This window comes from Bradyrhizobium sp. LB13.1 (assembly GCF_054056815.1).
On sequence record NZ_JBSRYQ010000001.1, the window covers coordinates 1283440 to 1308779 of the forward strand.

The 25340-nt window shown below is 64.2% G+C and carries 22 protein-coding genes and 2 pseudogenes; 16 read left to right on the forward strand and 8 right to left on the reverse strand.

The features are described from left to right. Positions 1-2 precede the first annotated feature (2 nt). The 11 genes and pseudogenes from ACVWYI_RS05980 to ACVWYI_RS06030 all read left to right on the forward strand — a co-directional run bounded on the left by ACVWYI_RS05980 (position 3) and on the right by ACVWYI_RS06030 (position 11917). A pseudogene (locus tag ACVWYI_RS05980) lies at positions 3-1065 on the forward strand (ABC transporter ATP-binding protein). After that, entirely contained in the window at positions 1062-1259 is a 198-nt protein-coding gene (locus tag ACVWYI_RS05985; protein WP_247448448.1) for a hypothetical protein, read from the forward strand. Before ACVWYI_RS05980 ends, ACVWYI_RS05985 begins: the two are co-directional and overlap by 4 nt. Further along, positions 1256-2671: an amidase gene (locus ACVWYI_RS05990; protein ID WP_456661490.1), complete on the forward strand. Its 1416-nt coding sequence runs from the start codon at positions 1256-1258 to the stop codon at positions 2669-2671. Before ACVWYI_RS05985 ends, ACVWYI_RS05990 begins: the two co-directional genes overlap by 4 nt. Beyond that, on the forward strand, positions 2668-3645 hold the full coding sequence (locus tag ACVWYI_RS05995) for an ABC transporter ATP-binding protein (RefSeq protein ID WP_456661491.1): 978 nt from the start codon (positions 2668-2670) through the stop codon (positions 3643-3645). Before ACVWYI_RS05990 ends, ACVWYI_RS05995 begins: the two co-directional genes overlap by 4 nt. A gap of 88 nt (positions 3646-3733) precedes the next feature. After that, entirely contained in the window at positions 3734-4003 is a 270-nt protein-coding gene (locus ACVWYI_RS06000; protein WP_247448451.1) for a GlsB/YeaQ/YmgE family stress response membrane protein, read from the forward strand. Between the two features lie 261 nt (positions 4004-4264). Then, positions 4265-6010 carry a type I secretion system permease/ATPase gene (locus ACVWYI_RS06005; protein ID WP_456661492.1) on the forward strand — a complete coding sequence of 582 codons (1746 nt, stop codon included), beginning with the start codon at positions 4265-4267 and terminating at the stop codon, positions 6008-6010. After that, positions 6007-7341: an HlyD family type I secretion periplasmic adaptor subunit gene (locus ACVWYI_RS06010; protein WP_247448453.1), complete on the forward strand. Its 1335-nt coding sequence runs from the start codon at positions 6007-6009 to the stop codon at positions 7339-7341. The genes ACVWYI_RS06005 and ACVWYI_RS06010 overlap by 4 nt, the downstream gene beginning before the upstream one ends. A 161-nt stretch (positions 7342-7502) precedes the next feature. After that, positions 7503-8981, forward strand: coding sequence for an AMP nucleosidase (locus tag ACVWYI_RS06015; protein WP_247344174.1), 1479 nt, complete (start codon positions 7503-7505; stop codon positions 8979-8981). 154 nt (positions 8982-9135) lie between these two features. Continuing rightward, positions 9136-9744: a tetratricopeptide repeat protein gene (locus ACVWYI_RS06020; protein ID WP_247344172.1), complete on the forward strand. Its 609-nt coding sequence runs from the start codon at positions 9136-9138 to the stop codon at positions 9742-9744. A gap of 157 nt (positions 9745-9901) precedes the next feature. Then, the gene (locus tag ACVWYI_RS06025) at positions 9902-10177 is read left to right on the forward strand and encodes a DUF1488 family protein (RefSeq protein WP_345947009.1); all 276 of its coding nucleotides are present in this window, start codon (positions 9902-9904) and stop codon (positions 10175-10177) included. A 366-nt stretch (positions 10178-10543) separates the two neighbouring features. Continuing rightward, complete coding sequence (locus ACVWYI_RS06030; RefSeq protein WP_247344166.1) at positions 10544-11917, forward strand: hypothetical protein; 1374 nt, start codon at positions 10544-10546, stop codon at positions 11915-11917. A gap of 68 nt (positions 11918-11985) precedes the next feature. On the opposite strand, the gene ACVWYI_RS06035 is transcribed toward ACVWYI_RS06030, so the two are convergent. Continuing rightward, positions 11986-13074, reverse strand: coding sequence for a Zn-dependent alcohol dehydrogenase (locus ACVWYI_RS06035; RefSeq protein WP_007605188.1), 1089 nt, complete (start codon positions 13072-13074; stop codon positions 11986-11988). 44 nt (positions 13075-13118) lie between these two features. Next, the gene (locus tag ACVWYI_RS06040) at positions 13119-14903 is read right to left on the reverse strand and encodes an acyl-CoA dehydrogenase family protein (protein WP_456661493.1); all 1785 of its coding nucleotides are present in this window, start codon (positions 14901-14903) and stop codon (positions 13119-13121) included. Between the two features lie 231 nt (positions 14904-15134). On the opposite strand from ACVWYI_RS06040, the gene ACVWYI_RS06045 reads away from it, so the two are divergent. After that, positions 15135-15836 (forward strand): SDR family NAD(P)-dependent oxidoreductase, encoded by a 702-nt coding sequence (locus tag ACVWYI_RS06045; protein WP_247344160.1) that lies wholly within the window; start codon positions 15135-15137, stop codon positions 15834-15836. Positions 15837-15958: 122 nt separating this feature from the next. Further along, positions 15959-16789: an enoyl-CoA hydratase gene (locus ACVWYI_RS06050; RefSeq protein ID WP_247344157.1), complete on the forward strand. Its 831-nt coding sequence runs from the start codon at positions 15959-15961 to the stop codon at positions 16787-16789. A 228-nt stretch (positions 16790-17017) separates the two neighbouring features. Here ACVWYI_RS06050 and ACVWYI_RS06055 read toward each other — a convergent pair whose 3' ends face one another. Continuing rightward, the gene (locus ACVWYI_RS06055) at positions 17018-17641 is read right to left on the reverse strand and encodes a GNAT family N-acetyltransferase (RefSeq protein WP_247344154.1); all 624 of its coding nucleotides are present in this window, start codon (positions 17639-17641) and stop codon (positions 17018-17020) included. Between the two features lie 80 nt (positions 17642-17721). Continuing rightward, complete coding sequence (locus ACVWYI_RS06060) at positions 17722-17925, reverse strand: DUF1127 domain-containing protein (protein ID WP_247344151.1); 204 nt, start codon at positions 17923-17925, stop codon at positions 17722-17724. Between the two features lie 110 nt (positions 17926-18035). Here ACVWYI_RS06060 and ACVWYI_RS06065 point away from each other — a divergent pair, with 110 nt between their 5' ends. Together ACVWYI_RS06065 and tcuC are read left to right on the forward strand one after the other, a co-directional pair. After that, positions 18036-18935: a transcriptional regulator GcvA gene (locus tag ACVWYI_RS06065; RefSeq protein ID WP_456661494.1), complete on the forward strand. Its 900-nt coding sequence runs from the start codon at positions 18036-18038 to the stop codon at positions 18933-18935. Positions 18936-19075: 140 nt separating this feature from the next. Then, positions 19076-20422 carry a tricarballylate/proton symporter TcuC gene (tcuC, locus tag ACVWYI_RS06070; RefSeq protein ID WP_456661495.1) on the forward strand — a complete coding sequence of 449 codons (1347 nt, stop codon included), beginning with the start codon at positions 19076-19078 and terminating at the stop codon, positions 20420-20422. 49 nt (positions 20423-20471) lie between these two features. Here tcuC and ACVWYI_RS06075 read toward each other — a convergent pair whose 3' ends face one another. The 3 genes and pseudogenes from ACVWYI_RS06075 to ACVWYI_RS06085 all read right to left on the reverse strand — a co-directional run bounded on the left by ACVWYI_RS06075 (position 20472) and on the right by ACVWYI_RS06085 (position 23078). Then, complete coding sequence (locus ACVWYI_RS06075; protein ID WP_008541477.1) at positions 20472-20885, reverse strand: Rieske (2Fe-2S) protein; 414 nt, start codon at positions 20883-20885, stop codon at positions 20472-20474. Further along, positions 20885-21995: pseudogene (locus tag ACVWYI_RS06080) on the reverse strand (amidohydrolase family protein). The gene ACVWYI_RS06075 and the pseudogene ACVWYI_RS06080 overlap by 1 nt, the downstream one beginning before the upstream one ends. Before the next feature lie 24 nt (positions 21996-22019). Then, on the reverse strand, positions 22020-23078 hold the full coding sequence (locus tag ACVWYI_RS06085) for an amidohydrolase family protein (protein ID WP_456661496.1): 1059 nt from the start codon (positions 23076-23078) through the stop codon (positions 22020-22022). Positions 23079-23246: 168 nt separating this feature from the next. Between ACVWYI_RS06085 and ACVWYI_RS06090 the strand changes: the two genes are divergently transcribed. Further along, entirely contained in the window at positions 23247-23729 is a 483-nt protein-coding gene (locus tag ACVWYI_RS06090) for a CinA family protein (protein ID WP_456661497.1), read from the forward strand. Positions 23730-23865: 136 nt separating this feature from the next. On the opposite strand, the gene ACVWYI_RS06095 is transcribed toward ACVWYI_RS06090, so the two are convergent. Further along, positions 23866-25338 carry an amidase gene (locus tag ACVWYI_RS06095; protein ID WP_456661498.1) on the reverse strand — a complete coding sequence of 491 codons (1473 nt, stop codon included), beginning with the start codon at positions 25336-25338 and terminating at the stop codon, positions 23866-23868. Positions 25339-25340: the final 2 nt, after the last annotated feature.

A 25340-nucleotide genomic window follows, 5' to 3' on the forward strand; every position in this document is an offset into this window, starting at 1 on the left:
CCATGAGCGAAACCAACGCTTCCGTCGTGATGCTGGAACCGGTCGAGGACCGCGGCGGCGTCGCGCAGCCGCTGCTTCAGGTCAATGGCCTCACCAAGCATTTTCCGGTTCGTGGCGGATTGTTCGCCGCAAAGCGCACCGTGCGCGCGGTAGACAACGTGTCCTTCTCCGTCGCCAAGGGCGAGACCGTCGGCATCGTCGGTGAATCCGGCTGCGGCAAGTCGACTACCGCGCGGCTGCTGATGCACCTGATGCCGCGCGATACCGGCGACATCATCTATGACGGCATGAGTGTCGGGCAGTCGCTCAGCTTGCGCGAACTGCGCCGCGGCATGCAGATGGTGTTCCAGGATTCCTACGCCTCGCTCAATCCGCGCCTGACCATCGAGGAATCGATCGCCTTCGGCCCGAAGGTGCACGGCATGGCGGACGGCGCGGCGCGTGCGTTGGCGCGCGAGCTGCTGGGCAAGGTGGGGCTGGTCCCTGCAAACTTCGCCAATCGCTACCCGCACGAGATCTCCGGCGGCCAGCGCCAGCGCATCAACATCGCACGTGCGCTGGCGCTGTCGCCGCGGCTGGTGATCCTCGATGAAGCGGTCTCCGCGCTCGACAAGTCCGTCGAGGCGCAGGTGCTCAATTTGCTCGCCGATCTCAAGAGCGAGTTTGGGCTGACCTATCTCTTCATCAGCCACGATCTCAACGTCGTCCGCTACATCAGCGATCGCGTGCTGGTGATGTATCTCGGCGAGGTCGTCGAGCTCGGCCCGGTCGACCGGGTCTGGGACAGGCCTGCGCATCCCTATACGCGTGCGCTGCTGGCCGCGATGCCGTCCTCCGATCCTGATAGCCGAACCGAGACGCCGCCGATCACGGGCGATCCGCCCAATCCGATCGATCCGCCGTCGGGCTGCCGCTTCCATACCCGTTGTCCGTTTGCGGAGCCGCTCTGCGCAAATGCGACACCAAAGCTCACCGCGCTCGATACAATGGGCCACGAGGCCGCGTGCTACATGGCGATCCCAGGGTTCAGGCCATAGCCGCTCGCCGAAGGAGGAAACCGCATGACGAGACCGACGACAAAAGAGATCAAGGCGACGGCGCAGGTCGCAGGCGTTCCCGTCGACGACGAGATCGCGACGCGCATCTCCAATTCCATCGGACCTGCCTTTGAAGGCTTTGCGGCCATCGCCGGCACGTTGCCGTTCGACCTCGAGCCCGCGCTGTACCCGATCGCGCAGACGCAGAAGGTGTCGAAATGAGTACCGAGCCTGCATTGATGACGCTTGCCGAGGTCGCGCGTGCGATCGCGATGAAGCAGGTGTCCTCACATGAGGTCACGCGCGCGCTGTTGCACCGCATCGCGCAATGGCAGCCGCATCTCAACGCCTTCATGTCGATCGAATCGGAGGCCGCGCTGAAGGCCGCCGACGCTGCCGACGCCGAACTCGCCAAAGGCGAAGTCCGCGGGCCGCTGCATGGCGTGCCGCTCGCGCACAAGGACATGTATTACGACGCCGGCCACGTCGCGACCTGCGGCTCGCTGATCCGTCGCGATTTCGTACCGACGGTGACCTCCACCGCCTTGCAGCGCCTGAAGGACGCCGGCCAGGTCCGCCTTGGCACGCTGCATCTGGCGGAGTTCGCCTATGGCCCGACCGGCCACAACGCCCATTACGGTCCGGTGCGCAATCCCTGGAACGTCGCGCATATCACTGGTGGCTCGTCGTCGGGCTCCGGCTCGGCGGTCGCGGCGCGGCTGACCTATGCGGCGCTGGGCTCCGACACCGGCGGCTCGATCCGCATGCCCGCGCATTTCTGCGGCGTCACCGGGCTGAAGACCACCGTGGGCCGCGTCAGCCGCGCCGGGGCGATGCCGCTGTCGCAGTCGCTGGACACGGTCGGCCCGCTTGCCCGCACCGCGGAGGACTGCGCGCTGCTGCTGGCATTGATGGCCGGCCCTGATTCCCAAGATTCGACCTGCAGCCACGAACCGCTTTCCGACTATGTCGGCGCGACCAAGGGCTCGCTCAAAGGTCTTAAAATCGGCGTCCCTTCGTCCTTCTATGTCGACGATCTCGACGGCGAGGTCGCGCGCGTGCTCGACGAGACCATCGCCGTTCTCAAGCGCCAGGGCGCCGACATCGTCACAGTCGAGCTGCCGGACCAGCGGCAATTGTCCGCGGCAAGCCAGCTCGTTCTCGCGGCCGAAGCGGCCGCGTTCCACAAGCGCTGGATGATCGAGCGTCCGCAAGATTACGGCCCGCAGGTCCTGATGCGGCTTCAGAACGGTCTTGCCGTTCCCGCCATTACCTATCTCGAGGCGATGCGCTGGCGCGGCCCGGCGCTCGCCGCGCACAATGCGGCGACCGCAGGCGTTGACGCGATTATCGCACCGGCTTCTCCCGTGCCGGCGCCGACGATCGAGGAGAGCGACGTCGGCGGCGGGCCGAACGCGCCGGCGCTGTTGCAGCGGCTGACGCTGTTCACCCGTCCGGTGAACTTTCTCGGCCTGCCGTCGCTCACCGTGCCCTCAGGCTTCACCAAGAGCGGTCTTCCGATTGGCATGCAGCTGATCGGCCGCTCCTTCGACGAGGCGACCTTGCTCACCATCGGCGCGGCATTCCAGCGCGTCACCGACTATCACGATAGGTTGCCGAAACTTCCGTCATGACAAAGCTCGTCGAGATCTCAGGCCTCAACATCCGCTTTACTGGGGAGCGCACGGTCTATGCCGTGAACGATCTCAGTCTCTCGATCGGCGATGGCGAGGTGCTGGGCCTGCTCGGCGAGTCCGGTTCGGGCAAGAGCGTGACCTTGCGCGCGCTGATGCGGCTATTGCCGAAGAAGCGCACGCAGATCACGGGCAAGGTCAACGTCATGGGCCGCGACGTGCTCGCCATGAACGACGAGCAGCTGTCGTCGTTCCGCGGCCAGACGGTATCGATGATCTTCCAGGAGCCCGCGCTCGCGCTCGATCCGGTCTACACCATCGGCGCGCAGATCGCCGAAAGCGTCGTGCGGCACGAGGGCAAAAGCCATGCGGAGGGACGCGCGAGAGCACTCGACATGCTCGAGGTCGTGCGCATTCCTTCCGCCAAGCGTCGTCTCGATGCCTATCCGCACGAGATGTCCGGCGGCATGCGTCAGCGCGCGATGATCGCGCTGGCGCTCGCCTGCCGGCCGAAGATCCTGCTGGCGGACGAGCCGACCACGGCGCTCGACGCCACCGTGCAGATCCAGATCCTGCTGCTGCTACGCGAGCTGCAGCGCGAATTCGGTATGTCCGTCATCTTCGTCACCCACGACATCGGCGTCGCCATCGAGATCTGCGACCGCGTCGCGGTGATGTATGCCGGCCAGATCGTGGAGCAGGGCACGCTTCGCGACATCGTCCGCTCGCCGGTACATCCCTATGCCAAGGGACTGCTCGCCTCCACCATCCATGGCGCCAAGCGGGGGCAGCGGCTTGAAACCATCCCCGGCACGCCGCCCTCGCTGGCTGAAAAGCCCAACACCTGCTCTTTCGCCCCCCGCTGCGCCGTGGCCCAGCCTCGCTGTCTGGAGCAACTGCCCGCGAATGTGGAAGTGGGAGCGGGCAGGGCGGCTAGGTGTGTGCTGGCGGAGCCGGTCACCGCGCTGTCCTAATATTTGGACCGGGGACCGGGGAACAGCATTCACACCTCATTCATCCCGGTTCCAGTTCCATGGGCCGTTCACGGAGAGGACCGCACTGATGCACATTTCCAACGAAGGCCTGCTTGTCATCCTGTTCGTCGGCCTGGTTGCCGGTTGGCTGGCGGGCAAGGTGGTGCGCGGAACCGGGTTCGGCATCATCGGTGACATCGTGGTCGGCATCGCCGGCGCGCTAGTCGCAAGCTTCCTGTTCCCGAAGCTCGGCATTCACATCGGCACCGGGCTGATATCCGAAATCGTCTATTCCGCGATCGGCGCGGTTATCCTGCTGCTGGTGGTGCGGCTGGTACGCGGCGGCGGCCGGTTCTAATGGCGCCCGAGTTCAATTGATCGAACTTTTGACCTGTCCCCGCCCGGGGAGAGGTGACATGTCTGCAAGAAAAAGCCGCAAGAACGTGAGATTCCGGACTTGCGTGCGAGGCTGGTCGGGGGTGATGTGGACCAAAGGGGTCCCGGATTATTCGGCTGCGTTGGGCGAGGAGCGCAAACGCGATATTAATCCGGGTCAATTACTCCTGAATTCGCCTTTGAAATCAGGGGCTTTGGCTCCCACCCGAAAGAGATCAGACTGATGGCAGCCGTTCCCGGCCTCCGCCGTTCAGAGCTCGGTGACGCGCTGCGCACTTGTCGCGCGGCGTTCGTCGGCGTCGGCTTGATGAGCTGCATGATCAACCTGCTCTATCTGACCGGGTCGATCTTCATGCTGGAGGTCTACGACCGGGTGCTGCCGAGCCGCAGCATTCCGACGCTGGTCGGCCTGATCGTCCTCGCCAGCTTCCTCTACATGGCGCAGGGCGTGCTCGACATGATCCGCAATCGGATCCTGGGGCGGGTCGGAACCGCGCTGGACGAGGCCCTGAACAAGCGCGTGTTCGACACCATCGTGCGCCTGCCGCTACTGGTTGGCAGCCGCAACGAGGGCCTGCAGCCGCTGCGCGATCTCGACAATGTCCGCTCCTTCCTCGGTGGCATGGGACCGAGCGCGTTCTTCGACCTGCCCTGGCTGCCGCTCTATCTCGCCATCTGCTTCGCCTTCCACGTCATGATCGGCGTCACCGCGCTGATCGGCGCCATCATCCTGGTCGGACTGACGCTGGTCACCGAGTTCATGTCCCGCCAGCCGGCGCGCGAGGCGATGGGGCTCGCCGCCCAGCGCAACGACATCGCCCAGTCCAGCCGCCGCAACTCCGAGGTGATGGTGTCGATGGGCATGGCCGGCCGGATGAACGCGCGCTGGAGCGAGGCCAACGAAAAATATCTCGACGGCAACCAGCGTGCGAGCGACGTCGCCGGCGGTCTCGGCGCGGTCGCAAAAGTGCTGCGCATGATGCTGCAATCGGCCGTGCTCGCCGTCGGCGCCTATCTCGTCATCCACCAGGAGGCGACCGCCGGCATCATCATCGCCGGCTCGATCCTCTCGGCCCGTGCGCTTGCGCCGGTCGATCTTGCGATCGCGCACTGGAAATCCTTTGTCGCGGCACGTCAGAGCTGGCACCGCCTGACCCGTCTTTTGGAGCAGATGCCGGCGCAAACGATGCCGACCCAGTTGCAGGCGCCCACCAGCCGCCTTTCGGTCGAAGGCGTCGCCATGGTGCCCCCCGGCGACCAGCGCGTCATCGTCCAGGACATCACCTTTGCGCTCGAAGCCGGCAACGGCCTCGGCGTGATCGGACCGAGCGGCTCCGGCAAGTCGTCGTTGATCCGCGCGCTGGTCGGCGTCTGGCAGCCGGTCCGCGGCAAGGTGCGGCTTGACGGCGCGGCGCTCGACCAATGGTCGTCGGACATGCTCGGCCGCCACATCGGCTATCTGCCGCAGGACGTCGAGTTGTTCGGCGGCACCATCGCACAGAACATCAGCCGCTTCGATCCCGACGCCACCTCCGACGGCATCATCGCTGCCGCGAAAGAGGCCGGCGTGCACGAGATGATCATCAAGATGCGCGAGGGCTACAACACCCAGGTCGGCGAGCAGGGCACCTCGCTCTCCGCAGGCCAGGCGCAGCGCGTGGCGCTGGCGCGCGCGCTCTACGGCAACCCGTTCCTGATCGTGCTCGACGAGCCCAATTCCAATCTCGACACTGAAGGCGACGAGGCACTGACCCGCGCCATCCGTGGGGCGCGCGAGCGCGGTGCCGTCGTCATCGTGGTGGCGCACCGCCCGATCGGCGTGGAAGCGGTCGACCAGATCCTGGTGCTGCGCGACGGCCGCATGCAGGCCTTCGGGCCGAAGGAACAGGTCCTCGCCCAGGTACTCCAGCCGCGTGTGACGCCGCCGACACCGATCAAGATCGTCAGCGAAAGCGGAGCCAAGGCATGAGCACGATGGCGATCGGCGGCGGGAAGCCTGCCGCAAAGCGAACGGTGCGGGAATCGATCCGATTTCACCTGATGCTCGGTCTCGCGATCGTGCTGGTCCTGGCCGTCGGCCTTGGCGGCTGGGCATCGACGGTGCAGATCTCGGGCGCGCTGATCGCGCCGGGCCAGATCGTGGTCGAATCCAACGTCAAGAAGGTGCAGCATCCGACCGGCGGCGTGGTCGGCGAGGTGCGCGCCCGCGACGGCGACGTGGTCAAGGCAGGTGACATCGTGGTGCGGCTCGACGACACCGTCACCAAGGCGAACCTCGCCATCGTCACCAAGAATCTCGACGCCGCGCAGGCGCGCACGGCGCGGCTTCAGGCCGAGCAGCGCGGGATCGACAAGCTGGAGTTTCCGCAAGTCCTGCTCGAGCGCGGCAACGATCCCGATGTCAAGAACCTGCTCTCCGCCGAGACCAAGCTGTTCGACGTCCGTGTCAACGGCCGCGCCGGCCAGAAGGCGCAGCTTCGCGAGCGCGTCCAGCAACTCAACGAGGAGATCGAGGGGCTCTCCGCGCAGGAGAGAGCCAAGGACAAGGAAATCTCGCTGGTGCAGCAGGAGCTCGTCGGTGTCCGCGATCTCTATGACAAGCACCTGGTGCAGATCTCCCGCCTGACCACGCTCGAACGCGATTCCGCCCGACTCAACGGCGAGCGCGCGCAATACATTGCCTCGCGCGCGCAGGCCAAGGGCAAGATCACCGAGACCGAGCTCCAGATCATCCAGGTCGACAAGGACATGGTGAGCGAGGTCTCGAAGGATTTGCGCGAGACCAACGACAAGATCGGCGAAATGATCGAGCGCAAGGTCGCGGCCGAAGATCAGCTTCGCCGCGTTGACATCCGCGCGCCGCAGGACGGCATGGTGCTGCAATCGACGGTGCACACCGTCGGCGGCGTCGTCACCGCCGGTGACGCACTCATGCTGATCGTGCCGCAGGCCGATGATCTCCAGGTCGAGGCCAAGGTCAATCCGGTCGATATCGACAAGCTCCAGATCGGCCAGAAGACGCTGCTGCGTCTGTCCGCCTTCAACCAGCGCACCACGCCCGAGCTCAACGGCGTCGTCAGCCGCGTCTCGCCCGACGTCACCACCGATCAGCGCACCGGCCAGAGCTACTACACCATCCGCGTCTCGTTGCCAGCGGAAGAGGTCGCCAAACTCGGCGACTCCAAGCTGATCCCCGGTATGCCGGCGGAGGCCTTCGTCCAGACCGGTGACCGCACCATGCTGTCCTATCTGATGAAGCCGCTGCACGACCAGTTCATGCGGGCGTTCCGGGAGAAGTGACGCGCGAAAGCGCGTCATCCCATTCGTCATTGCGAGCGCAGCGAAGCAATCCAGTCTGCCTTCGCAGCGAAATTTCTGGATTGCTTCGCTACGCTCGCAATGACGGCGAGCCTTCGTTCTTGCTATAGTTCGATTCAGCCCCAGCAACCCGGCGTCGAACAATGCAATCCATCCAATCCCCACCGTCCATCGCCACCGAATCCTTCTCCGACGCTGGTCTCGCCGTCGCCCGCCTCGAAGAGATCTACGAGCGCAACACAAAGTTCCTGCGCGACCGGTTCGAGGCTTACGTCAACGGCGAGGCGATCACGACGCGGGTGCGGGCCTTCTATCCCTTCGTCCGCGTCACCACTGCGACGCATGCGCGGCTGGATTCGCGGCTCGCCTACGGCTTCGTCGCCCGGCCCGGTGTGCACGAGACCAGCGTCACGCGTCCGGATCTGTTTCGGACCTATCTCACCGAGCAGATCGGATTGTTGATTCAGAACCACGGCGTCCCGGCCGAAATCGGCGAATCCGGCGAACCGATTCCCGTTCACTTCGCCTACCGCCGCGACATCAACATCGAGGCGGCCATCACCACCAGCGAGAACTTCGCCGTCGCGGGATCGCTGCGCGATGCGTTCGACGTGCCTGATTTGGCCACCATGGACGATGCCATCGCCGACGGCACTTTCGAGCTCCAGCCCGGCGCGCCCGAGCCGCTATCGCTGTTTCGGGCGGCCCGCGTCGACTACTCGTTGCGCCGGCTCTACCACTACACCGGCACGGACCCCGAATATTTCCAGAACTTCGTGATCTTCACCAACTACCAGTTCTATGTCGATGCCTTCGCGCAGCTCTGCCAGCAGCGGCTTCAGTCCGGCGAAGCCGGCTTCGAGGCATTCGTCGCTCCCGGCAATGTACTCACGCGCAGCGGCGGCGCGATGACGGGCGTTGCGCCCGCCCGCACGCCGCAGATGCCGGCCTTTCACCTGGTCGAGCCCGGCTATCGCGGCATCACCCTGATCAACATCGGCACCGGCCCGTCCAACGCGCGCAACGTCACCGACCACGTGGCCGTGCTGCGGCCCCATGCCTGGCTGATGCTCGGCCATTGCGCGGGCCTGCGCAACACGCAGCGGCTCGGCGACTACGTCCTTGCGCATGGTTACGTGCGTGAGGACCATGTGCTCGACCGCGAGCTGCCGCTGTGGGTGCCGATCCCGGCGCTGGCGGAGATGCAGGTCGCACTCGAAGAGGCCGTCGAGGACGTCACGGGCCTCGAAGGTTTCGAGCTGAAGCGTCTGATGCGCACGGGTACCGTCGCGAGCGTGGACAATCGCAACTGGGAGATCTCCGGCCCGGCGGTGATCCGCCGTCTGTCGCAATCGCGCGCAGTTGCACTCGACATGGAATCGGCCGCGATTGCCGCCAACGGCTACCGTTTCCGCGTCCCCTACGGCACGCTGCTATGCGTCTCCGACAAGCCCTTGCACGGCGAGATCAAGCTCGCGGGCATGGCCAGCGAATTCTACCGCCGCCGCGTCGGCCAGCATCTCGATATCGGCCTGAAGGCGCTGGAACGGCTCAAGCAGCAGGAATCGGAGCGGTTGCATTCGCGAAAGCTCCGCAGTTTCGCCGAAGTCGCGTTCCAGTAGCGCGTCCCTCCCACTTGCCGGCAGGATCTGGCAGCAAGGCTGTCGCACGCACGACACTGACGTCTCCGTGAGAACGCGAGCATTCCGGAATACCGCCGTCGGAGCAGGGTTATCCACGTCGTCTGGGTTGCGTTGTCAGAAACAGGAGGCAGCAATGATCACAGCGATGATCAAATTTTTCGTGCCGGGAATGCTCGCAGCGACGTTGTTCGCTTCGCCAGGGCTGGCCGCGGGAGGCGGTGGCGGCGGTGGCGGTGGCGCCAGTTCCACCGATCCCTATGCGGGCGCCTATTCGGACCAGAAAGCGCAGCCAGCCTACCCGAAACGTTCCAACCCCAAGGCAACCCAGAAAGGCAAGAAGCCGAACAACCAGTCGCGCATCGGTGACCCCGCATTCGCGGCCGGCTATCGTGTGGCCTATGACACGATCTACGAGCGCAACGACTACGCGGCTGCGATCGAGCAGTTGAAAGCGTTGGACCATGACGATCGTCCGAACGTCGCCAACCTCATCGGCTACTCCTATCGCAAGCTCGGCGACTACAAGCAGTCGCAGATCTGGTACGAGCGCGCGCTGAAGGCCGATCCGAATCACGTGCTGACCTGGCAGTATTATGGGCTCTGGCAGCTCGAGCAGGGCAACCGCGAGCAGGCGATGTATCACCTAAGTCGTATCGCCACGATCTGCGGCCGCGATTGCGAAGAGTACAAGTCTCTGGCGATTGCGCTGGACAAACCTACTGGCACTGCTCTCGTTTACTGAGACCGTAGGGCGGGGCTAGCGAAGCGTAACCCGCCAATTCCGACGACAGCTCGGGACAAGGAGTGGGCTGCGCCTTCGGCTAACGCACCCCACGCATGGTGACAAGGCGTCAGATTTTCAGCATTGTCCGGCGCGGGGGCTCGACCGGGACGACTTGATGCCACTCATGCGCGACAGGATCATTGGCCATGATCTCGAACGGCTGGCCTTTCTCTTCACCATGCTGAACGACGGCGAGGTCGTGCAGTGCCAGATCAGCGACGCCGCGATGGACGAGCTTGCGGGCATGCAGGGTACCGAAAGCAGCGCGCGGCAGGCGCAGTTCATGTCGCTGCGCGAGACCATCGAGCGGCTCGCGTCAGACCTCTACGACGAGGCGCCGAGGGTCAGGGGCCATGTCGTGCGGATTTTTACGCGACATCTGCAGCGATAATGCCACTCCAGCCTCCGCCGTCATGCCCCAAGCTTGATCGCTGCAATTCGTCGCGCTTGGTTTCTCTAAAGCATTCGCTAACCAAACAATCTTTTCGCAGCAATCCTAAGACATGCAAAGCCAGACATTATCCAGCCATGAATTGGTTACTCGTACAGGTTAGGTCACGAACCTGGAGCCCAGAGGCTTGCTTCGACCTTGAAGAAGTCACTATGGACGCGCCCGAAGCTTGGAGTGCCTCTGTGTTTGACCGAGCGCAAAGGAAAGCCGACCACGTCCGGAACTCCGGTATCCAACGGTTCCCGATTTCATGGCGGCCGCCAGAGGGCGCCGATGGTCGCGCACAAACCCCGCACGAGTGATCCCGTGACAAAAGAGATTGTTGGAAATGACGCGAGCCGCGAGTCCGGTCGCTACGTCAATCCGGACAAGACGCTGCCAAAGAGTTGGCGGCTTGCAATCGCCATAGCGGTCGGGTGCGGATTTGTGGGCCTTGTGCTCCGCTACCTCGCCCGGGAGCACGCGACCGACGACACCATTCGGTATGTGATCCCCTGGTATGTCTTTGCTCGAGATCACGGCGTTGGTGGGCTGGCCGAAGCTTTTACCAACTATACCCCGTTTTTCAGCTATCTCCTGTTGATTGCCGCTCGATTTGATGGCCTAGGCGAGCCACTTTCCCTCCTGAAGATGATCTCGGCAGTATTCGAGTTTGGCTGCGCGATCGCTGTGGCCCAGATCGTCTGGCAAGCTACAAAGGTGCCATTGCGCGCGTCCCTGGGCTTCTGTGCCGTTTGGCTTGCACCGACGGTGATCTTCAACGGGGCAGTATGGGGGCAGACTGATTCGATCTGGACCTTCTTCACGCTGGTTTCCGTGGCGCTGTTCATGCGGGACCGAAATGGCGTGGTGTCATTTGCGTTGGCCTTTTCGGTGAAGGCCCAGGCCGCATTCCTGGGGCCCTTCGTGCTCGGCATGATTTTGCGCCGCAAGATACACGTGGCGTGGCTCGCCACTATTCCCGGGATCTATGTGGTCCTCGCCATTCCGGTTCTCGTCGCCGGCAGATCCTTGGCCTCTGTGTTCGAGGTCTATCTAGACCAGGCCAACACCTTTCACCGTCTCACCATGAATGCAGCGAACATCTGGGTGTTGGCTGGGGCAACGCCGTACGCGATCGGAGTCGCGGCCGGTCTGGCGCTCGCAGCGGCGAGCGGGCTCGCCTTGTCGATCTTCATCGCGCGCTCCAAGCAAGCGGGGCCGGAGTTTATTCTGCTCGCCGCGTGTGTATCGCTCATGCTCATGCCGTATCTCCTCCCGAAGATGCACGAGCGCTACTTCTACGCGTTCGAACTAGCGTCCATCGCGCTCGCCTGCCTCAATCCGCGCTATTTGCCCTTCGCGGCGATTGCTCAAGTCGACGGCGTGTTATCCTATCTCGCGTTCGAAAGCGGGATCGTCCTGGGCCTGCTGCCGGCGGCACTCTGCAACACCGTTCTCGTGTTCTACCTCGTGCTTGATCTTTGGCGCGGCGAACGTGGATTTCGCTTTCCGAGGTTTGCCTGGCTCGGCTTCATCGTGTCGATTGCGGGATTGCTCTCCAATCTGGTCTTCAAAGGTGCCAGTTGGAACGTGTCCCCCGTGTACCTGCTCACCGCTAGTCTCGCCACGGTTATGACGCTGCTGCTCCTGAAAGAGTCGCGTCGCAGCTCGGCCGACAGCCCGGACCGGTTGCCTTGACTTCAACTCTCGCCCGGTCAAGCCGGGGGGCTGATAGCTGTTTCGGAGCAACACGGGAGCGCCGGCAATCAGCTGTCGAATATGATGACGCTGCGCAGCGTCTTGCCGGCTTTCATGTTGGCAAAACCTTCGTTGATCTCGGAGAGCTTCAGCTTGGCCGAAATCCAGTCTTCCAGATGCAGCCGTCCGCGCAGGTAGAAATCCACCAGCCGCGGCATGTCGACGCGAAAGTGGTTCGAGCCCATCGAGGAGCCCTGGATCCTGCGCTCGCGCAGGAAGTCGAAGCCGTGCAGCTCGATCTTCTGGCCGAACGGAATCATGCCGACGATGGTGGCCGTGCCGCCCGAGGCGAGCATGCCGAAAGCCTGCTCGGCGGTCTCCTTGCGGCCGAGCACCTCGAAGGAATGATGCACGCCGCCATTGGTGAGATCGCGCACCTGCTTCACGACGTCGCCGTCGGCAGGGTTGATGATGTCGGTAGCGCCCAGCTTGGTCGCGAGCTGCAGCTTTGCCGGATTCGTGTCGATGGCAATGATGCGGCCGGCACCCGCGATCTGCGCGCCGTTGATCGCAGCCATGCCGACACCGCCGCAGCCGATCACGGCCACGGTCTCGCCGGCCGTCACCTTCGCCGTGTTCACGACCGCGCCATAGCCGGTGATGACGCCGCAGCCGATCAGCGCGGCGAGATCGAGCGGCATCTCCTTGCGGATTTTGACGATCGCGTTCTCATGCACCAGCATCTGCTCGGCGAAGGAGGAAAGATTGAGGAACTGATGCAGCTTCTCCGAGCGGGCCCACTGCATCCGATTGGAGGCACCCGGCAGCAATTTCACCGTGGTGTCGGTGCAGAGCACCGTGCGGCCCGTGGTGCAATTGTCGCAGGTACCGCAGAACACCGACAAACAGGTGACCACGTGATCGCCGGGCTTCACATAAGTCACGTCGGAGCCGACCTGCTCGACGACACCGGCGGACTCGTGCCCGAGCACCGCGGGCAGCGGATGCGGATAGAGCCCCTCCATGAAGTGCAGATCGGAGTGGCAGAGACCCGCCACCGACGTGCGGATCAGGACCTCGCGCGGGCCGGGCTTCGGCAGGCTGACATCCTCGATGACCAGGGGTTTGTTGACTTCATGGAGGACGGCGGCCTTCATCGAGCACTCCCTATCGCTTTTTTTGCTTTGAACGCCGGTGCAGCCTACGCTGCCAGAACCAGTTCGCCAACCTCGCTCATATCAGCTGCGCGCTCGCCGAGCAGCAGCGCGGCGATCTTCTGCTGCACGGCATTTTCCGTCAGCCGGAACGGATCGCTCGGGGACACCCGGTGATCGATCACCAGCCGCGACATCAGCAGCCTTCGCGCATCGCCGCGCATGTCGTGAATGCGGTGCGCCTCCCAGGCGAGTGCGAGGGCACTGGCGACATGATAGAGCAGGCTAGTGGCGCGGCGCGCATCGGCCTCGTTGTCGGCCTTGCCCGCGACCTCGCGCGCGAAGCCGACTGCGCGATCGGTGAGAATATGCAGCCGGTCGCGCCAGGCCTGCGGCACCGAGGGGCTGTCATCGAGCCGGGCGTGCAGATCGGCGGCGAGCGCAGATTCGGCGCCGTGGCGTCCGACCGCGCGCCTCAGCGCATCAATCGCGACGATGTTGCCGGTGCCTTCCCAGACCGAGCCGAGATGCGCGTCGCGCAGCAGCCGCGCGGTCGCGAATTCCTCGATGTAGCCGATGCCGCCGCGCATCTCGAGCGCATCGCCGCAGACCTTTCGCGCATCACGCGTGGCGCGGAATTTCAGTGTCGGGGTCAGAATGCGAAGCAGCGCAGCGGCATCCTGGCTGCCGGCCTCGGCGCGATCGAGCGCGTCGGCGGTGAGAAAGCTCATCGACAGTGCTTGCTCGACCGGCAGCATGATCTTCAGCATCTGGCGCCGGCCCAGCGGCAGGTCGATGATGCGATTGCCGAACACCACGCGGTTCTTCGCCACCGTCATCGCGTCGTGATAGGCCCGGCGCATCAGCGCCGTGGATTTCACGCCATTTGAAAGACGCGACGAGTTCACCATCTCGGCCATCTGCACGAAGCCGCGGTCGAGCTTGCCGACCGCATAGGCGATCGCGCCTTCGAGCTTGATCTCGCCTGACGCCATCGAGCGCGTGCCGAGCTTGTCCTTCAGGCGCACGATCCGGTAGTGGTTCTGCGAGCCGTCGTCGAGGAAGCGCGGCATCAGGAACAGGCCGACGCCGCGCGTTCCGGGGCCGGCGCCTTCGGGGCGCGCCAGCAGCATCACGATTTTAGCGTCGGCGTTCGAGCAGAACCATTTCTCTCCGGTGAGGCGCCAATGGTCGCCCTCCTGCACGGCCGTCGTGGTGAGCGTGCCGACGTCGGAGCCACCTTCCTTCTCGGTCATGAACTGGCCGCCTTGGGTCAGCTTGCTCATGTCGGTCTGGGTCAGGCCATCGAGATATTTCGCCTTCAGCGCATCACTGCCGAAATTCGCAAGAAGTTTCGCGCAGCCGTCGGTGACGTTGATCGGGCAGCCCATGCCGAATTCGGTCTGGTTGAACAGGAAAGTGAAGGCGTGTTTCGCTACGACCGGATATTTGTCCGGCCAGCCCATGATGCCCTTGCGGATCGATAGCGCGTGGATGCCGAACTCGCCGAAGGCCGCGTCCTCCAACTCGCGATAGGCCGGGTGGTATTCGATCCACTGCACGTCGCGGCCGAACTTGTCGCGCTGGTGCAACACCGGCGTGTGCCAGTCGGCGAGCCGCGCGCAGTCGTCGAGGGGGCCGCCGGCGAGTCCACCGAGGCGATCGAGATGCGGCTCGATGTGGCGGAACAGCTTCTCCGGCAGATGGATGCGCAGGAGATCCGTCAACGCCTGATCGGCGCGGTAGAAATTCATGCCAGTGGTATCGGGAGCCAGCAGTCCGGATGGTGCGGCCGCGACCTGTTTTGCCTGCGCGGGGGCCGGCTTGTGCATGATCGTCCTCTTCGTTTCCGCCTTACGGACATCTTACGCCGATTTGGCGCTTGCCGCTTGAGATGATGTCGATCATGCTCCAGTCGCGAAAGCGGAGAAAGCCGCAAATCGTCAGGGAGGCATGATCGCCGTGAGGGAGCAATTCGCTCTGCGGAATTGTGATCGTCCCGGCTGGTTGTCCGCACGGACCGTGCATAGATCAGCGGCTTCCCGTCTGCGAGAGATCACGCCATGGAACACCCGAAATACAAGATCGCCCTCATCGTCGGCGCCGGCGAAGGCCTGAGCGCCTCGCTGGCGCGGCTATTGTCTGCCCAGGGCATCCGCGTCGCGCTGGCCGCGCGAAAAATCGAGAAACTTGGCGCGCTCTGCAGCGAGACCGGCGCCAAGGCCTATGCCTGCAACGCCACCGAGCCCGAGGAGGTCGAGCGCTTGTTTGGCCTCGTCGAACGCGAGATCGGCACGCCCGACGTGGTCGTCTACAACGCCAGCGGTCGCGCGCGCGGGCCGTTCGTCGATCTCGTCCCGGCCGACGTGGCGCAGGCGATCGCGGTCAGCGCCTATGGCGGCTTCCTGGTGGCGCAGCAGGCGGCAAAACGCATGCTGCCCAGCAAGCACGGCGCGATCCTGTTCACCGGCGCTTCGGCAAGCGTCAAGGGCTATGCGCAGTCGGCCCCGTTCGCGATGGGCAAGTTCGCGCTGCGCGGCCTCGCGCAGAGCATGGCACGCGAACTGTCGCCGCAAGGCATCCACATCGCGCATTTTGTCATCGACGGCGGCATCCGCAGCGCCGCGCGCACGGAGCCCGAAGACAAGCCGGGTTCGATGCTCGATCCCGATGCCATCGCGGAGAGCTACTGGAACGTGTTGCAGCAGCCGCGCAGCGCCTGGAGCTGGGAGCTCGAGTTGCGGCCCTGGGTGGAGAAGTTTTGAGGGCGATAACGTCACAACGCCGTCATTGCGAGCGAAGCGAAGCAATCCAGAATGCTTCCGCGGAAAAAGGCTGGATTGTTTCCTCGCTTCGCTCCTCGCAATGACGAAAAAGAGGGAGCGACATGACCACGGAAACCACCATCGACACCGGCACCAATGAACTCCTCTGCGTGATCCGTGATCGCGTCGCATTGATCACGCTGAACCGGCCCGAGGCGCGCAACTCGCTGTCAGACGCGCTGACGCCGGCGCTGCGCACGATGATCCGCAGCTGCGGCGAGAATCCCGATGTCGGCGCGCTGCTGCTCACCGGCGCCGGCGAAGCTTTTTGCGCCGGCGGCAACGTCAAGGGCATGGGCGCGCATCGCGACCCGAAGAAGCTGGAGGTGTCGCTGGAAGACCGCGTGGCCGATCTCCAGGAGCGGCAGCGGCTGCTCACCGGCGCGCTGGTGTCGGTGCGCAAGCCGACCATCGCGGCGCTCCCCGGTCCGGCGGTCGGCGCGGGGCTGGCCATCGCCATGGCCTGCGACATCCGCATCGCCGCGCAATCGGCCTTCGTGGCCACCGGCTATGCCCGCATCGCGCTCAGCGGCGATTACGGTATCGCGTGGCTGTTGACGCGGCTCGTCGGCACGGCGCGGGCGCGCGAGTTGCTGTTCACCGGCGATCGCGTGGACGCAGCGCGTTGTGAGGCGATCGGGCTCGTCAACCGCGTGGTGCCCGACGACAAATTGCAGGCAGAGGCCTTCGCACTGGCGAAATCCCTCGCTGAAGGCCCGCGCCTCGCGCTTCGCTACATGAAGGACAACCTCGACGAGGCCCTGCAGTTCGACTTCGAAACCGCGCGCGATCATGAGGCTGAACGGCTGATCCGCCTGACCACGACCGCCGATCACAAGGAGGCGGTGCAGGCGTTTATCGAGAAGCGCAAGGCGGTGTTCAGGGGGAAGTAGGGCTTCCGAAAGTGGTTGACCGTCACCCTGAGGTGCCGGAGCGAAGCGGAGGCCTCGAAGGGCGACGGCCCCGCTGTTGCCGCGGCGAAAATAAAAACCAGCCGGGCCGTCCATCCTTCGAGGCCCGTTCTGCGGAAGACCGCAGAACGAGCGCCTCAGGATGACGGTTTATGAATGGGATAAAAAAATGCCCGGCTCTGGTTTTCGCCAGGCCGGGCTCGAGTGGTGTCAGGCCGAGGCTGAGGGGCTTTCGGCCCGACGGGAAAGGGTGATGAGGCGCCAGCTCGCGCAGGGAATGTCCTTTGGTGCGACGCTGATCTCCTTGTCGAAGCGGACGAGTTTCCAGTCATCAGGATGATTGACGAAGGCAAAGCCGGATTTGCGCGCGAGCGAAATCATGGCCTCGTTGGAGCGGAGCGTGTCGCCGAGCATGCGCTCGGCACCGAGCGCAGCCGCGCGGCACTCGAGATTCTTCATGAGCACGGTGGCGATGCCGTGGCCCTGCCAGTGATCGTCGACCGACAGGCCGAATTCAACCGTCGCGGTTTCGGCATGCAGCGCGTAGCGCGCTTCGGCGACGATGGTCTCGAAGCCGTCGACCATCATGGTCGCGACCACCGTAAAACGATCGCGCTCGCCGACCTGAAGGAAGTCGTGAAGCAGGCTTTTCGGCAGCTCGCTGATCCCGCCGAAGAAACGGTTGTAGCGGGAGCGGGTCGAGAGCGAGCGGACATAGTGCTGGAGCTCGTCGGTGTCGCGCGGTTCGACGAAGCGAACGCTCACCGGCTCACCGTGCCGGGTGCGCAGCGAGTCCGAATATTGCTTCAAATCTTCCAGGCGGAGGGTGCTCATGACACATGCCCACAAGGGACGTCAAGGAAGAAGGGACCGCCGGCGCCCCTGTGATCAGGCGGCGCCGGCCTGGCGGCCAATCAGGCCCGCCAGAAGGGTTTGTCGGCCTCAAAGGCCACATCGCTCCAGGACAGTCCGACGTCCTGGAGGTCACGCGCGGACCAGTTGGTCAGCTCACGCCGGGTCCGGTAGCGCTCGTGCCAGACGTGAAGGGTCTCGCCAATCTGGTGGATCAGGCCGGGCGCATGATGATTTGTCATCGAATTCTGGGTCAAAGTAGACATTTTCAGCTCCTGGAGCTAAGTTGACCGCTTATATCTGCTTCCTACTGCGCTGCGACAAACGACAATTTGTACTCTTTCGCATGAAATAACGTCATGTATCCTGCTGCCAGATGACTGCCAGATTGCCTTCCCTGAACGGATTGCGGGCCTTTGAAGCCGCCGCGCGCCATCTCAGTTTCACGCTGGCCGCTTCCGAGCTGAATGTGACCCAGACTGCGATCAGCCATCAGATCCGCAGGCTGGAGGAGGAGCTCGGCATCCGCCTGTTCGTCCGGCAGAACCGCGCGCTGGCGCTGACACCGGAGGCGCGCGACTATCTGCCGGGCGTCCGCGCCGCCTTCAACGACCTCCGCCTTGCCACCGATCGGCTGCTGCGCAAGGACGACGACAAGGTGCTGACCGTCTCGACGCTGGCCTCGCTCGCCGCAAAATGGCTGCTGCCGCGGCTCACTGATTTCCAGGAGCACCATCCCGGCATCGACGTCCGCATCACCACCTCGACCAGCCTGGTCGATTTTCAGCGCGACAATGTCGACGTCGCGATCCGCTACGGGCGCGGCCAGTGGCCGGGCTTGCGCGCCGACTGGCTGATGGCGGACGAGCTGTTTCCGGTGTGCAGCCCATCTTTGTTGCACGGGGGCAAGCCGCTGCGCTCTCCGGAGGACCTCAAGAGCCATATGCTGCTGCACACCTCCAACGCCAATAGCGACGACTGGCGGCTGTGGTTGACGGCGGCGGGTCTGCCGGCCGACATCGCCAGGCAGCCCGGCATCACCTTCGACATGATCTTCATGACCATCCAGGCCGCGATCGACGGCATCGGCGTGGCGATGGGGCGGACCTCCTACGTCCGGGACGACATCGCCAAGGGCCGGCTCGTCGTTCCGTTCAAGATCGCGCTGCCGGCCGACGCCGGTTTCTACCTGGTCGCGCCGGAGGGCCGCCGCGAGGCCCCGAAGCTCGCCGCATTCCGCGAATGGATGATTGCTGCAACGCAAAATATAGCCTGAAGATCATCGGCTCCGCCGGCGAATTGAGTTGACGCGCCGCGGCCAGCGCGAGAGGGGTAGGGCAGATTGTCGCAGCAACTATCCGTCGCCTGCCGTGAAGTGAGTTCCGGTCCGGCTACGTCTTCCAGGGGAGTGACGCCATGGCTGGACCAGCAGCATCAACCAATCCGCCCGAGATCAAGTCGCGCATCGGCGCAATCCTGCGTGCAACGAGCGGCAATTTCCTCGAGCAGTTCGACTTCTTCCTGTTCGGCTTCTATGCGCAAGATATCGCAAAGGCGTTTTTCCCCGCCGCGGACGAGACCGCGGCGCTACTCAATGCCTACGGCGTGTTTTGGCTCGGTGCTCTGATGCGTCCGGTCGGCGCGATCGTACTAGGTGCCTATATCGACCGCATCGGCCGTCGCCAAGGGCTGATCGTCACGCTCGCGCTGATGGCGCTCGGTACCGTGGTGATCGCCTTCTGCCCGTCCTACGCCGCAATCGGCGTTGCCGCCCCGGTTATCGTCCTGATTGGCCGGTTGATACAGGGGTTCTCCGCCGGCGTGGAGCTGGGCGGCGTCTCTGTTTATCTTTCCGAGATCGCGACGCCCGGCAATCGCGGCTTTTACACCTCGTTCCAATCTTCCAGTCAGCAGGTCGCGATCTTTGTGGCTGCGGTCATCGGCTTTATCCTGAGGGAAGTCATGCCCAGCGACACGTTCTTGGACTCCCTCGGCGGAATCGCGAAGTGGCGCATCCCGTTCCTTATCGGCTGCATCATCATCCCCGTCATTTTCATGTTGCGGCGCTCGCTTGAGGAAACGCCGGCCTTCCTGGCCATGAAGAGACATCCGACCGCAAGCGAGGTGTTCGCTTCGGCGCTCGCGAACTGGCGCATTGTCGTCCTCGGCATGATGATCGCGGTCCTGACCACGACGACTTTCTATTTCATCACGGTGTATGCCCCCGGCTTTGGCAAGCAGCTCAACCTTTCGCCCACGGGGACATTGCTCGTGACCCTTTTCGTTGCGGTGACCAACTTCATCTGGAATCCGGTCGGCGGTGCGGTATCCGATCGCATCGGCCGCAAGCCGGTGCTGCTGACGATCGCAGGCCTATCGCTAGTCACCGCTTACCCGGCGCTGTCCTGGCTCGCGGCAGAGCCCACTCTCGGAAAGCTGCTGGCGGTGCAGATGATGTTCTCGTTCTACTTTGGCGTTTACAGCGGCACGATGCTGGGATGTCTGGTCGAGATCGTCCCGGCGCATGTCCGTACCACCTGTTTCTCGATCGCTTTCGCGATGGCTGCAGGCATCTTCGGCACGTCCACCCCCATTGTCGCTACCAAACTGATCAGCATGACCAATGGCGACAAGGCTTCGCCGGCGTACTGGCTCATGTTCGGCGCGGCGCTCGGCATCATCGCCGCGCTCGTCGTTTATCGCGGCGGCGGCAAGACGGTGCCGACATATGATGCGGTGGCGGAGCCGGTTGCCGGACACTGAATGTCATTCCGGGGCCGCCCTTCGGGCGCCCCGGAATGACGGCGGGAGCTTACAACTCCACCACCACGTAATCGCTCTCGACCTTTACCGGGATCGTCTCGGCGACATACGGCCCCTTGACCACGCTCGCACCCGGCTCGACATGGGCCGGATAGGCCTTCACGCGGAAGCGGCGGGGGTCGCAGTAGGACTGGCCGGTGCGGATGTCGAACTCCCAGCCGTGCCAGGGGCAGCGGATGATCTCGCCGAGTTTGGTATACTCGATCTCGCCGGGGTCACTGGATTGCGCGAGCCCGATCAGCGGTCCCTCGCACAGCGCCGCGCCCTGATGCGGGCAGCGGTTCATCAAGCCGAAATATTCGCCCTTGATGTTGAAGACCGCGATCGGCCGCCCGTCGATCTCCAGAAATTTTCGCGTGCCGGGCGGCAGTTCATCCACCGCGGCAATGACGTGTCTTGCCATCAGGGCATGCCGTACAGCTTCTTCGCATTGCCCAGATAGAACGCCTCGCGATCGGCCTCGCCGACGCCCGCCGGCAAGACGCGCGACGGCTCGTCATAGTCCCAATGCGGGTAGTCGGTCGCGAACAGCAGCCGCGTCCCAGCCGATCCACTTGATGACGTCGAACAGATCCTCGCGCCGCTCCGGATCCTCCATCGGCTGCGTCGTGTACCACACCCGCTCGCGGATATATTCCGACGGCGGCCGTTTGACGTGCGGCACCTCGCTCCTGAGCCGCTGCCAGACCTTGTCGAGCCGCCACGCCAGTGACGGCGCCCAGCCGAAGCCGGCTTCGATCATCACCATCTTCAATTTCGGGAACCGCTCGAACACGCCCTCCAGCACCAGACTCGCAAGCGCCGATTGCTGGCACTGCGAGTGCCCCACCATCTCCTCGATGTAGTAGCTCGGCCAGCCCGACGGCGTGATCGGGTTGCCGCCGAAGCCGAAGGCGTGGACGCCGACGGGAAGGCCGGCCTCTTCCGCGGCCTGATAGATCGGCCAGTAGCGGCGCTGTCCGAGTGGCTCGACATTGCGGCTGAGCAAAAGCACCTGCACGAAATTCTTGTCGCCGGCGCGCTCGCGGATTTCGGCCGCGGCCGACGGGCCGTCCTCGTTGCCGACGACGATGGACGCCTTCAGCCGCTTGTCCTTGCTGGTCCATTTGTCGATCTGCCAGTCGTTGATCGCCGAGCACAGCGCCGCCGAGAGCTCGTGATTGCGGATGCCCTGCCCGGTGTTGAGCGGATTGAGCACGCCGAGCTGCACGTTGTTGGGATCGAGCAACTGCTTCCGCATGAAGGAGAGCGAAGAGCCCTGCGGCCCGCCTTCCGGCGGATAGGCGTCGCGGCGCGAGGCGTTGGGCTGAGCCTTCGGATAGGGCGGGCCCTCCATCATGCCCTGATACGCATGGACGCCGTAGACTTCGAGATGATGCTGCCAGCGTTTGGCGAGGTAGGGATAGAGCTCGGCGCGGGTCGCGCGTGCCGGATGGATGTCGCAGTCCGCGATCGCGGTTTTGACGGTCAGTGGGGAAGCGGCTTCGGAGCTTTCGCGGAACTGAATATTCATCGCCTTGCCTCCTTTGGCAGCGGGCTAAGTCAGGCGGGGATAGGTTGCATGCGGATTGTCGCTCATGATCTTGCGCACGAGATCGGGGGTTAGACCTGCGGGCAGCGCGTCCTGGCCGTCGAACTGCCAGTGCGGGTAGTCCGTGGAGAATAGAACCAATTCATCCGACTGCATATGATCAAACAGGCGAATTAATGTCGCCTCATCCGGCGGCGCATCGAACGGCTGTAACGAGAAGCGGATGTTGCTGCGCACAATGTCCAGCGGCGCGCGATCGACCCACGGCGTCTCCATCCGCACGCCGCGCCAGAACTTGTGAAGGCGCCAGAGAAAGGGGGAGATCCAGGAGACGCCGGATTCCAGCATCACCATCTTCAAGCGCGGATATCTGGCGAACACGCCCTCGACGATCAGGCTGGTGAGCTGGGTCTGGAACGCCTGGGCCTGACCGACATAGTCCTCGATGTGATAGGAACCCCACCCCACAGCCGTCGGCGGATTGTGATAGGCGGAACCGGCATGCACGCCGATCGGCAGCTCCAGCCGTTCCGCCGCCTCGTAGATCGGCCACAGCGCGCGCTTGCCGAGGGGCGTGTCGCCCATCACCAGCATCAGCACCTGCACGAAGCGGCGGTCCTGCGCGCAGCGCTCGATCTCGGCGACGGCCTTCTCGATGCTTTGCGTGGGGATCACGATCGAGCCGCGCAGCCGCGGATCGCGATCGAGCCATTCTTTCGCGAGCCACTCGTTCAGCGCGCGGCAGAAGGCGGCCTGCAGATCCTCCGAAAACACCATCTGCACGCCATAAAGCGGATTGCAGATGGCGTGCGAGAGCTGGAAGGGGTCGAGCACATGGCGCTGCATGTCCGTCAGGCTCTCGCCCGGCTTGCCGCTTTCAGGGCGCCAGTCGGGCCGCGCCGTGATCGGCGAGTTCTGCGGATAGGACTGCGAGATGAGATCGACCATGCCGCGCGTCGTCACCTGATCGCGCCAATAGTCATTCAGGTACGGCAGCAGGCTGGTCAGATGCGGCACGGCCGGATGCACATCGCAATCCACCCCGCCGGCGATCAGGGACGCCATGACGTCTCCCTTTTACGTTTCCTCTTGACGTTACGCTTGCGCAGCACTTGGCCGCGCCGTCTTGTGCCTGCCATTCAAGCAGGCCTGCCCGTCGTCCGCAACTCGGCCAATGGCGCTGTCATATGCTAGGAAGGCACAGCTCGGTTGCGAGGATCAGAGGTGCAGGACATGAAAGAGCTCGTCGGTATTGCGGAACAGGTCGCGACGAAACTGATCGCGCGCAAACAGACCATTGCCGTGGCCGAATCCTCCACCGGCGGCCTGATCGCGGCCAGCCTGCTCGCGGTGCCCGGCGCGTCCGCCTACTTCCTCGGCGGTGCGGTGGTCTACACCCGCGACGCCAGGCGCGTGCTGATGGATATTTCGGACGAAGGAATGAAGGGCTTTCGCTCCTCGTCGGAGCCCTACGCGCAACTGCTGGCCGAGCAGATGCGCGGCCGCTTCAACTGCGACTGGGGCCTGTCCGAGACCGGCGCCGCCGGCCCCACCGGCAACCGCTACGGCGATGTGGCAGGCCACAGCTGCATGGCGGTTGCCGGTCCGGCCGCAGAGGTGATGACGCTGGAGACGGGCAGCAACGACCGCTTCGCCAACATGCAGACGTTCGCGGCGACAGCGTTGAATTTGCTGTTGAAGAACTTGGACCGGTGACCTCCGGGCGCGCGAAGCATCGAGCCGGAATCTGGCAACTGTTCCGTCATTGCGAGGAGCTCTTGCGACGAAGCAATCCAGTGTCCCTCCGCGGATGGATTTCTGGATTGCTTCGCTTCGCTCGCAATGACGAGCACTAATCATCAAACATCTTCGGCGGCACGAACCCGCCGAACTCGCGTTCGATCAGCGCGGCGAGCTTCAGCGGCGTGCGGTCCTCGAGGAATGGCCCGATGATTTGAACGCCGACCGGTAGGCCGTCCTTCGACAGACCGAGCGGAATAGCCGTTGCAGGCAGGCCCGTCAGCGTGGCGATGCCGGGCCAGGCGAGCTGGTCCGGATAGGCAAAGTCCTTGCCGTCGATGTTGATCCGGCGCGCCTCCTGCTGCGGCGAATGATCATGCGGGTAAGCGGGGGTAGGCATGATCGGGCAGATCACCGTATCGAATGTCCTGAACAAATGCCGCCATTGCGCGCGCAGGCCGGCGCGAGCGCCCTCGTCGAACACCCAGGCCTGATGTGTGCTGGTCATGCCACGCAGCCGCTCGGCAGATAGGCCCTTGTCTTCTGGTGAGAGCTGCGCTGCCCCGGCACGCGCGCCGGCGAGAATGTCCGGCGGAAGGAAGGCGCCCAGAAAGCCCATCAGCATGCGCATGTAGAGGCGAGAGGACTCCGTGAAGTCGGGAAACAGCGGGCTTTCGCGGGTGATGCTCGCACCTGCGCCCGCCAATTGTTCCGCCAGCTTCTCGATCGCGCTGCGGATGTCGGCATTCGCAGGCAGCAACGGGTGGCTATCGATCACCAGCACGCGGAAATCCTTTAGCGCGTGGTGTCGCGCCTCCGGCAGCGCGAGCTTGTATCCGATGCCCAGGTCCAGCGGATCGGGGCCTGCCATCACGTCCAGGAGCAGGGGCAGATCGGCTGCGCTCCGCGCCATCGGACCGATCACCGCCATATCGCGCTCCATCGGGATCGCTGGAAACGGCGGCGGCGTGTGGCCACGCGTTGGACAAAGATTGTAGGTCGGCTTGTGCGCATAGACCCCACAATGGAAGGCGGGCACGCGCAGCGAGCCGCCGATGTCGGATCCCAGCGAGAGCGGTCCGTAGCCTGCCGCGAGCGCGGCAGACGAGCCGCCCGACGATCCACCGGGCGTGCGGCCGAGATCGAACGGGTTGTTCGTCGTGCCGTAGATCTCGTTGTAGCTCTGCCAATCCGCCAACCCAACGGGGACGTTGGTCTTGCCGAGGATGACGCCACCGGCGCCCTTCACCCGGGTGATCGACAGCGCGTCCTCCGCCGGCTTGAAATCCTTCTGCGGCATCCAGCCCCAGGTCGTGGGCAGGCCGGCGACGTTGTAGGATTCCTTCACCGTGACGGGGAGGCCAAGCAGCGGCTTCCGCTCGCCGCGCGCCAATGCGGCGTCCGCCTCGCGCGCGGCGCCAAGCGCGCGATCAAAATCCCGGACGCAGATCGCATTGACCTTGCCGTCGTGGCGTTCGATGCGGTCGATCGCATCCTGCGTGAGCTCGACCGACGAGACCTTCTTCGCGGTCAATGCGGCCGACAGCTCGACCGCACTCTTGAAACTCCATTCCGACTTGGCCACGG

What these genes read in the sequence shown, in the direction of transcription:
- ACVWYI_RS06000 (WP_247448451.1), top strand. Translation starts at nt 3,734, where the DNA reads ATGCACATTTCCAACGAAGGCCTGCTTGTCATCCTGTTCGTCGGCCTG.
- ACVWYI_RS06010 (WP_247448453.1), top strand. Translation starts at nt 6,007, where the DNA reads ATGAGCACGATGGCGATCGGCGGCGGGAAGCCTGCCGCAAAGCGAACG.
- ACVWYI_RS05985 (WP_247448448.1), top strand. Translation starts at nt 1,062, where the DNA reads ATGACGAGACCGACGACAAAAGAGATCAAGGCGACGGCGCAGGTCGCA.
- tcuC (WP_456661495.1), top strand. Translation starts at nt 19,076, where the DNA reads ATGGCTGGACCAGCAGCATCAACCAATCCGCCCGAGATCAAGTCGCGC.
- ACVWYI_RS06075 (WP_008541477.1), bottom strand. Translation starts at nt 20,885, where the DNA reads ATGGCAAGACACGTCATTGCCGCGGTGGATGAACTGCCGCCCGGCACG.
- ACVWYI_RS06085 (WP_456661496.1), bottom strand. Translation starts at nt 23,078, where the DNA reads ATGGCGTCCCTGATCGCCGGCGGGGTGGATTGCGATGTGCATCCGGCC.
- ACVWYI_RS06020 (WP_247344172.1), top strand. Translation starts at nt 9,136, where the DNA reads ATGATCACAGCGATGATCAAATTTTTCGTGCCGGGAATGCTCGCAGCG.
- ACVWYI_RS06055 (WP_247344154.1), bottom strand. Translation starts at nt 17,641, where the DNA reads ATGAGCACCCTCCGCCTGGAAGATTTGAAGCAATATTCGGACTCGCTG.
- ACVWYI_RS06040 (WP_456661493.1), bottom strand. Translation starts at nt 14,903, where the DNA reads ATGCACAAGCCGGCCCCCGCGCAGGCAAAACAGGTCGCGGCCGCACCA.
- ACVWYI_RS05990 (WP_456661490.1), top strand. Translation starts at nt 1,256, where the DNA reads ATGAGTACCGAGCCTGCATTGATGACGCTTGCCGAGGTCGCGCGTGCG.
- ACVWYI_RS06015 (WP_247344174.1), top strand. Translation starts at nt 7,503, where the DNA reads ATGCAATCCATCCAATCCCCACCGTCCATCGCCACCGAATCCTTCTCC.
- ACVWYI_RS06005 (WP_456661492.1), top strand. Translation starts at nt 4,265, where the DNA reads ATGGCAGCCGTTCCCGGCCTCCGCCGTTCAGAGCTCGGTGACGCGCTG.
- ACVWYI_RS06065 (WP_456661494.1), top strand. Translation starts at nt 18,036, where the DNA reads ATGACTGCCAGATTGCCTTCCCTGAACGGATTGCGGGCCTTTGAAGCC.
- ACVWYI_RS06045 (WP_247344160.1), top strand. Translation starts at nt 15,135, where the DNA reads ATGGAACACCCGAAATACAAGATCGCCCTCATCGTCGGCGCCGGCGAA.
- ACVWYI_RS06025 (WP_345947009.1), top strand. Translation starts at nt 9,902, where the DNA reads ATGCCACTCATGCGCGACAGGATCATTGGCCATGATCTCGAACGGCTG.
- ACVWYI_RS06090 (WP_456661497.1), top strand. Translation starts at nt 23,247, where the DNA reads ATGAAAGAGCTCGTCGGTATTGCGGAACAGGTCGCGACGAAACTGATC.
- ACVWYI_RS05995 (WP_456661491.1), top strand. Translation starts at nt 2,668, where the DNA reads ATGACAAAGCTCGTCGAGATCTCAGGCCTCAACATCCGCTTTACTGGG.
- ACVWYI_RS06060 (WP_247344151.1), bottom strand. Translation starts at nt 17,925, where the DNA reads ATGTCTACTTTGACCCAGAATTCGATGACAAATCATCATGCGCCCGGC.
- ACVWYI_RS06035 (WP_007605188.1), bottom strand. Translation starts at nt 13,074, where the DNA reads ATGAAGGCCGCCGTCCTCCATGAAGTCAACAAACCCCTGGTCATCGAG.
- ACVWYI_RS06050 (WP_247344157.1), top strand. Translation starts at nt 15,959, where the DNA reads ATGACCACGGAAACCACCATCGACACCGGCACCAATGAACTCCTCTGC.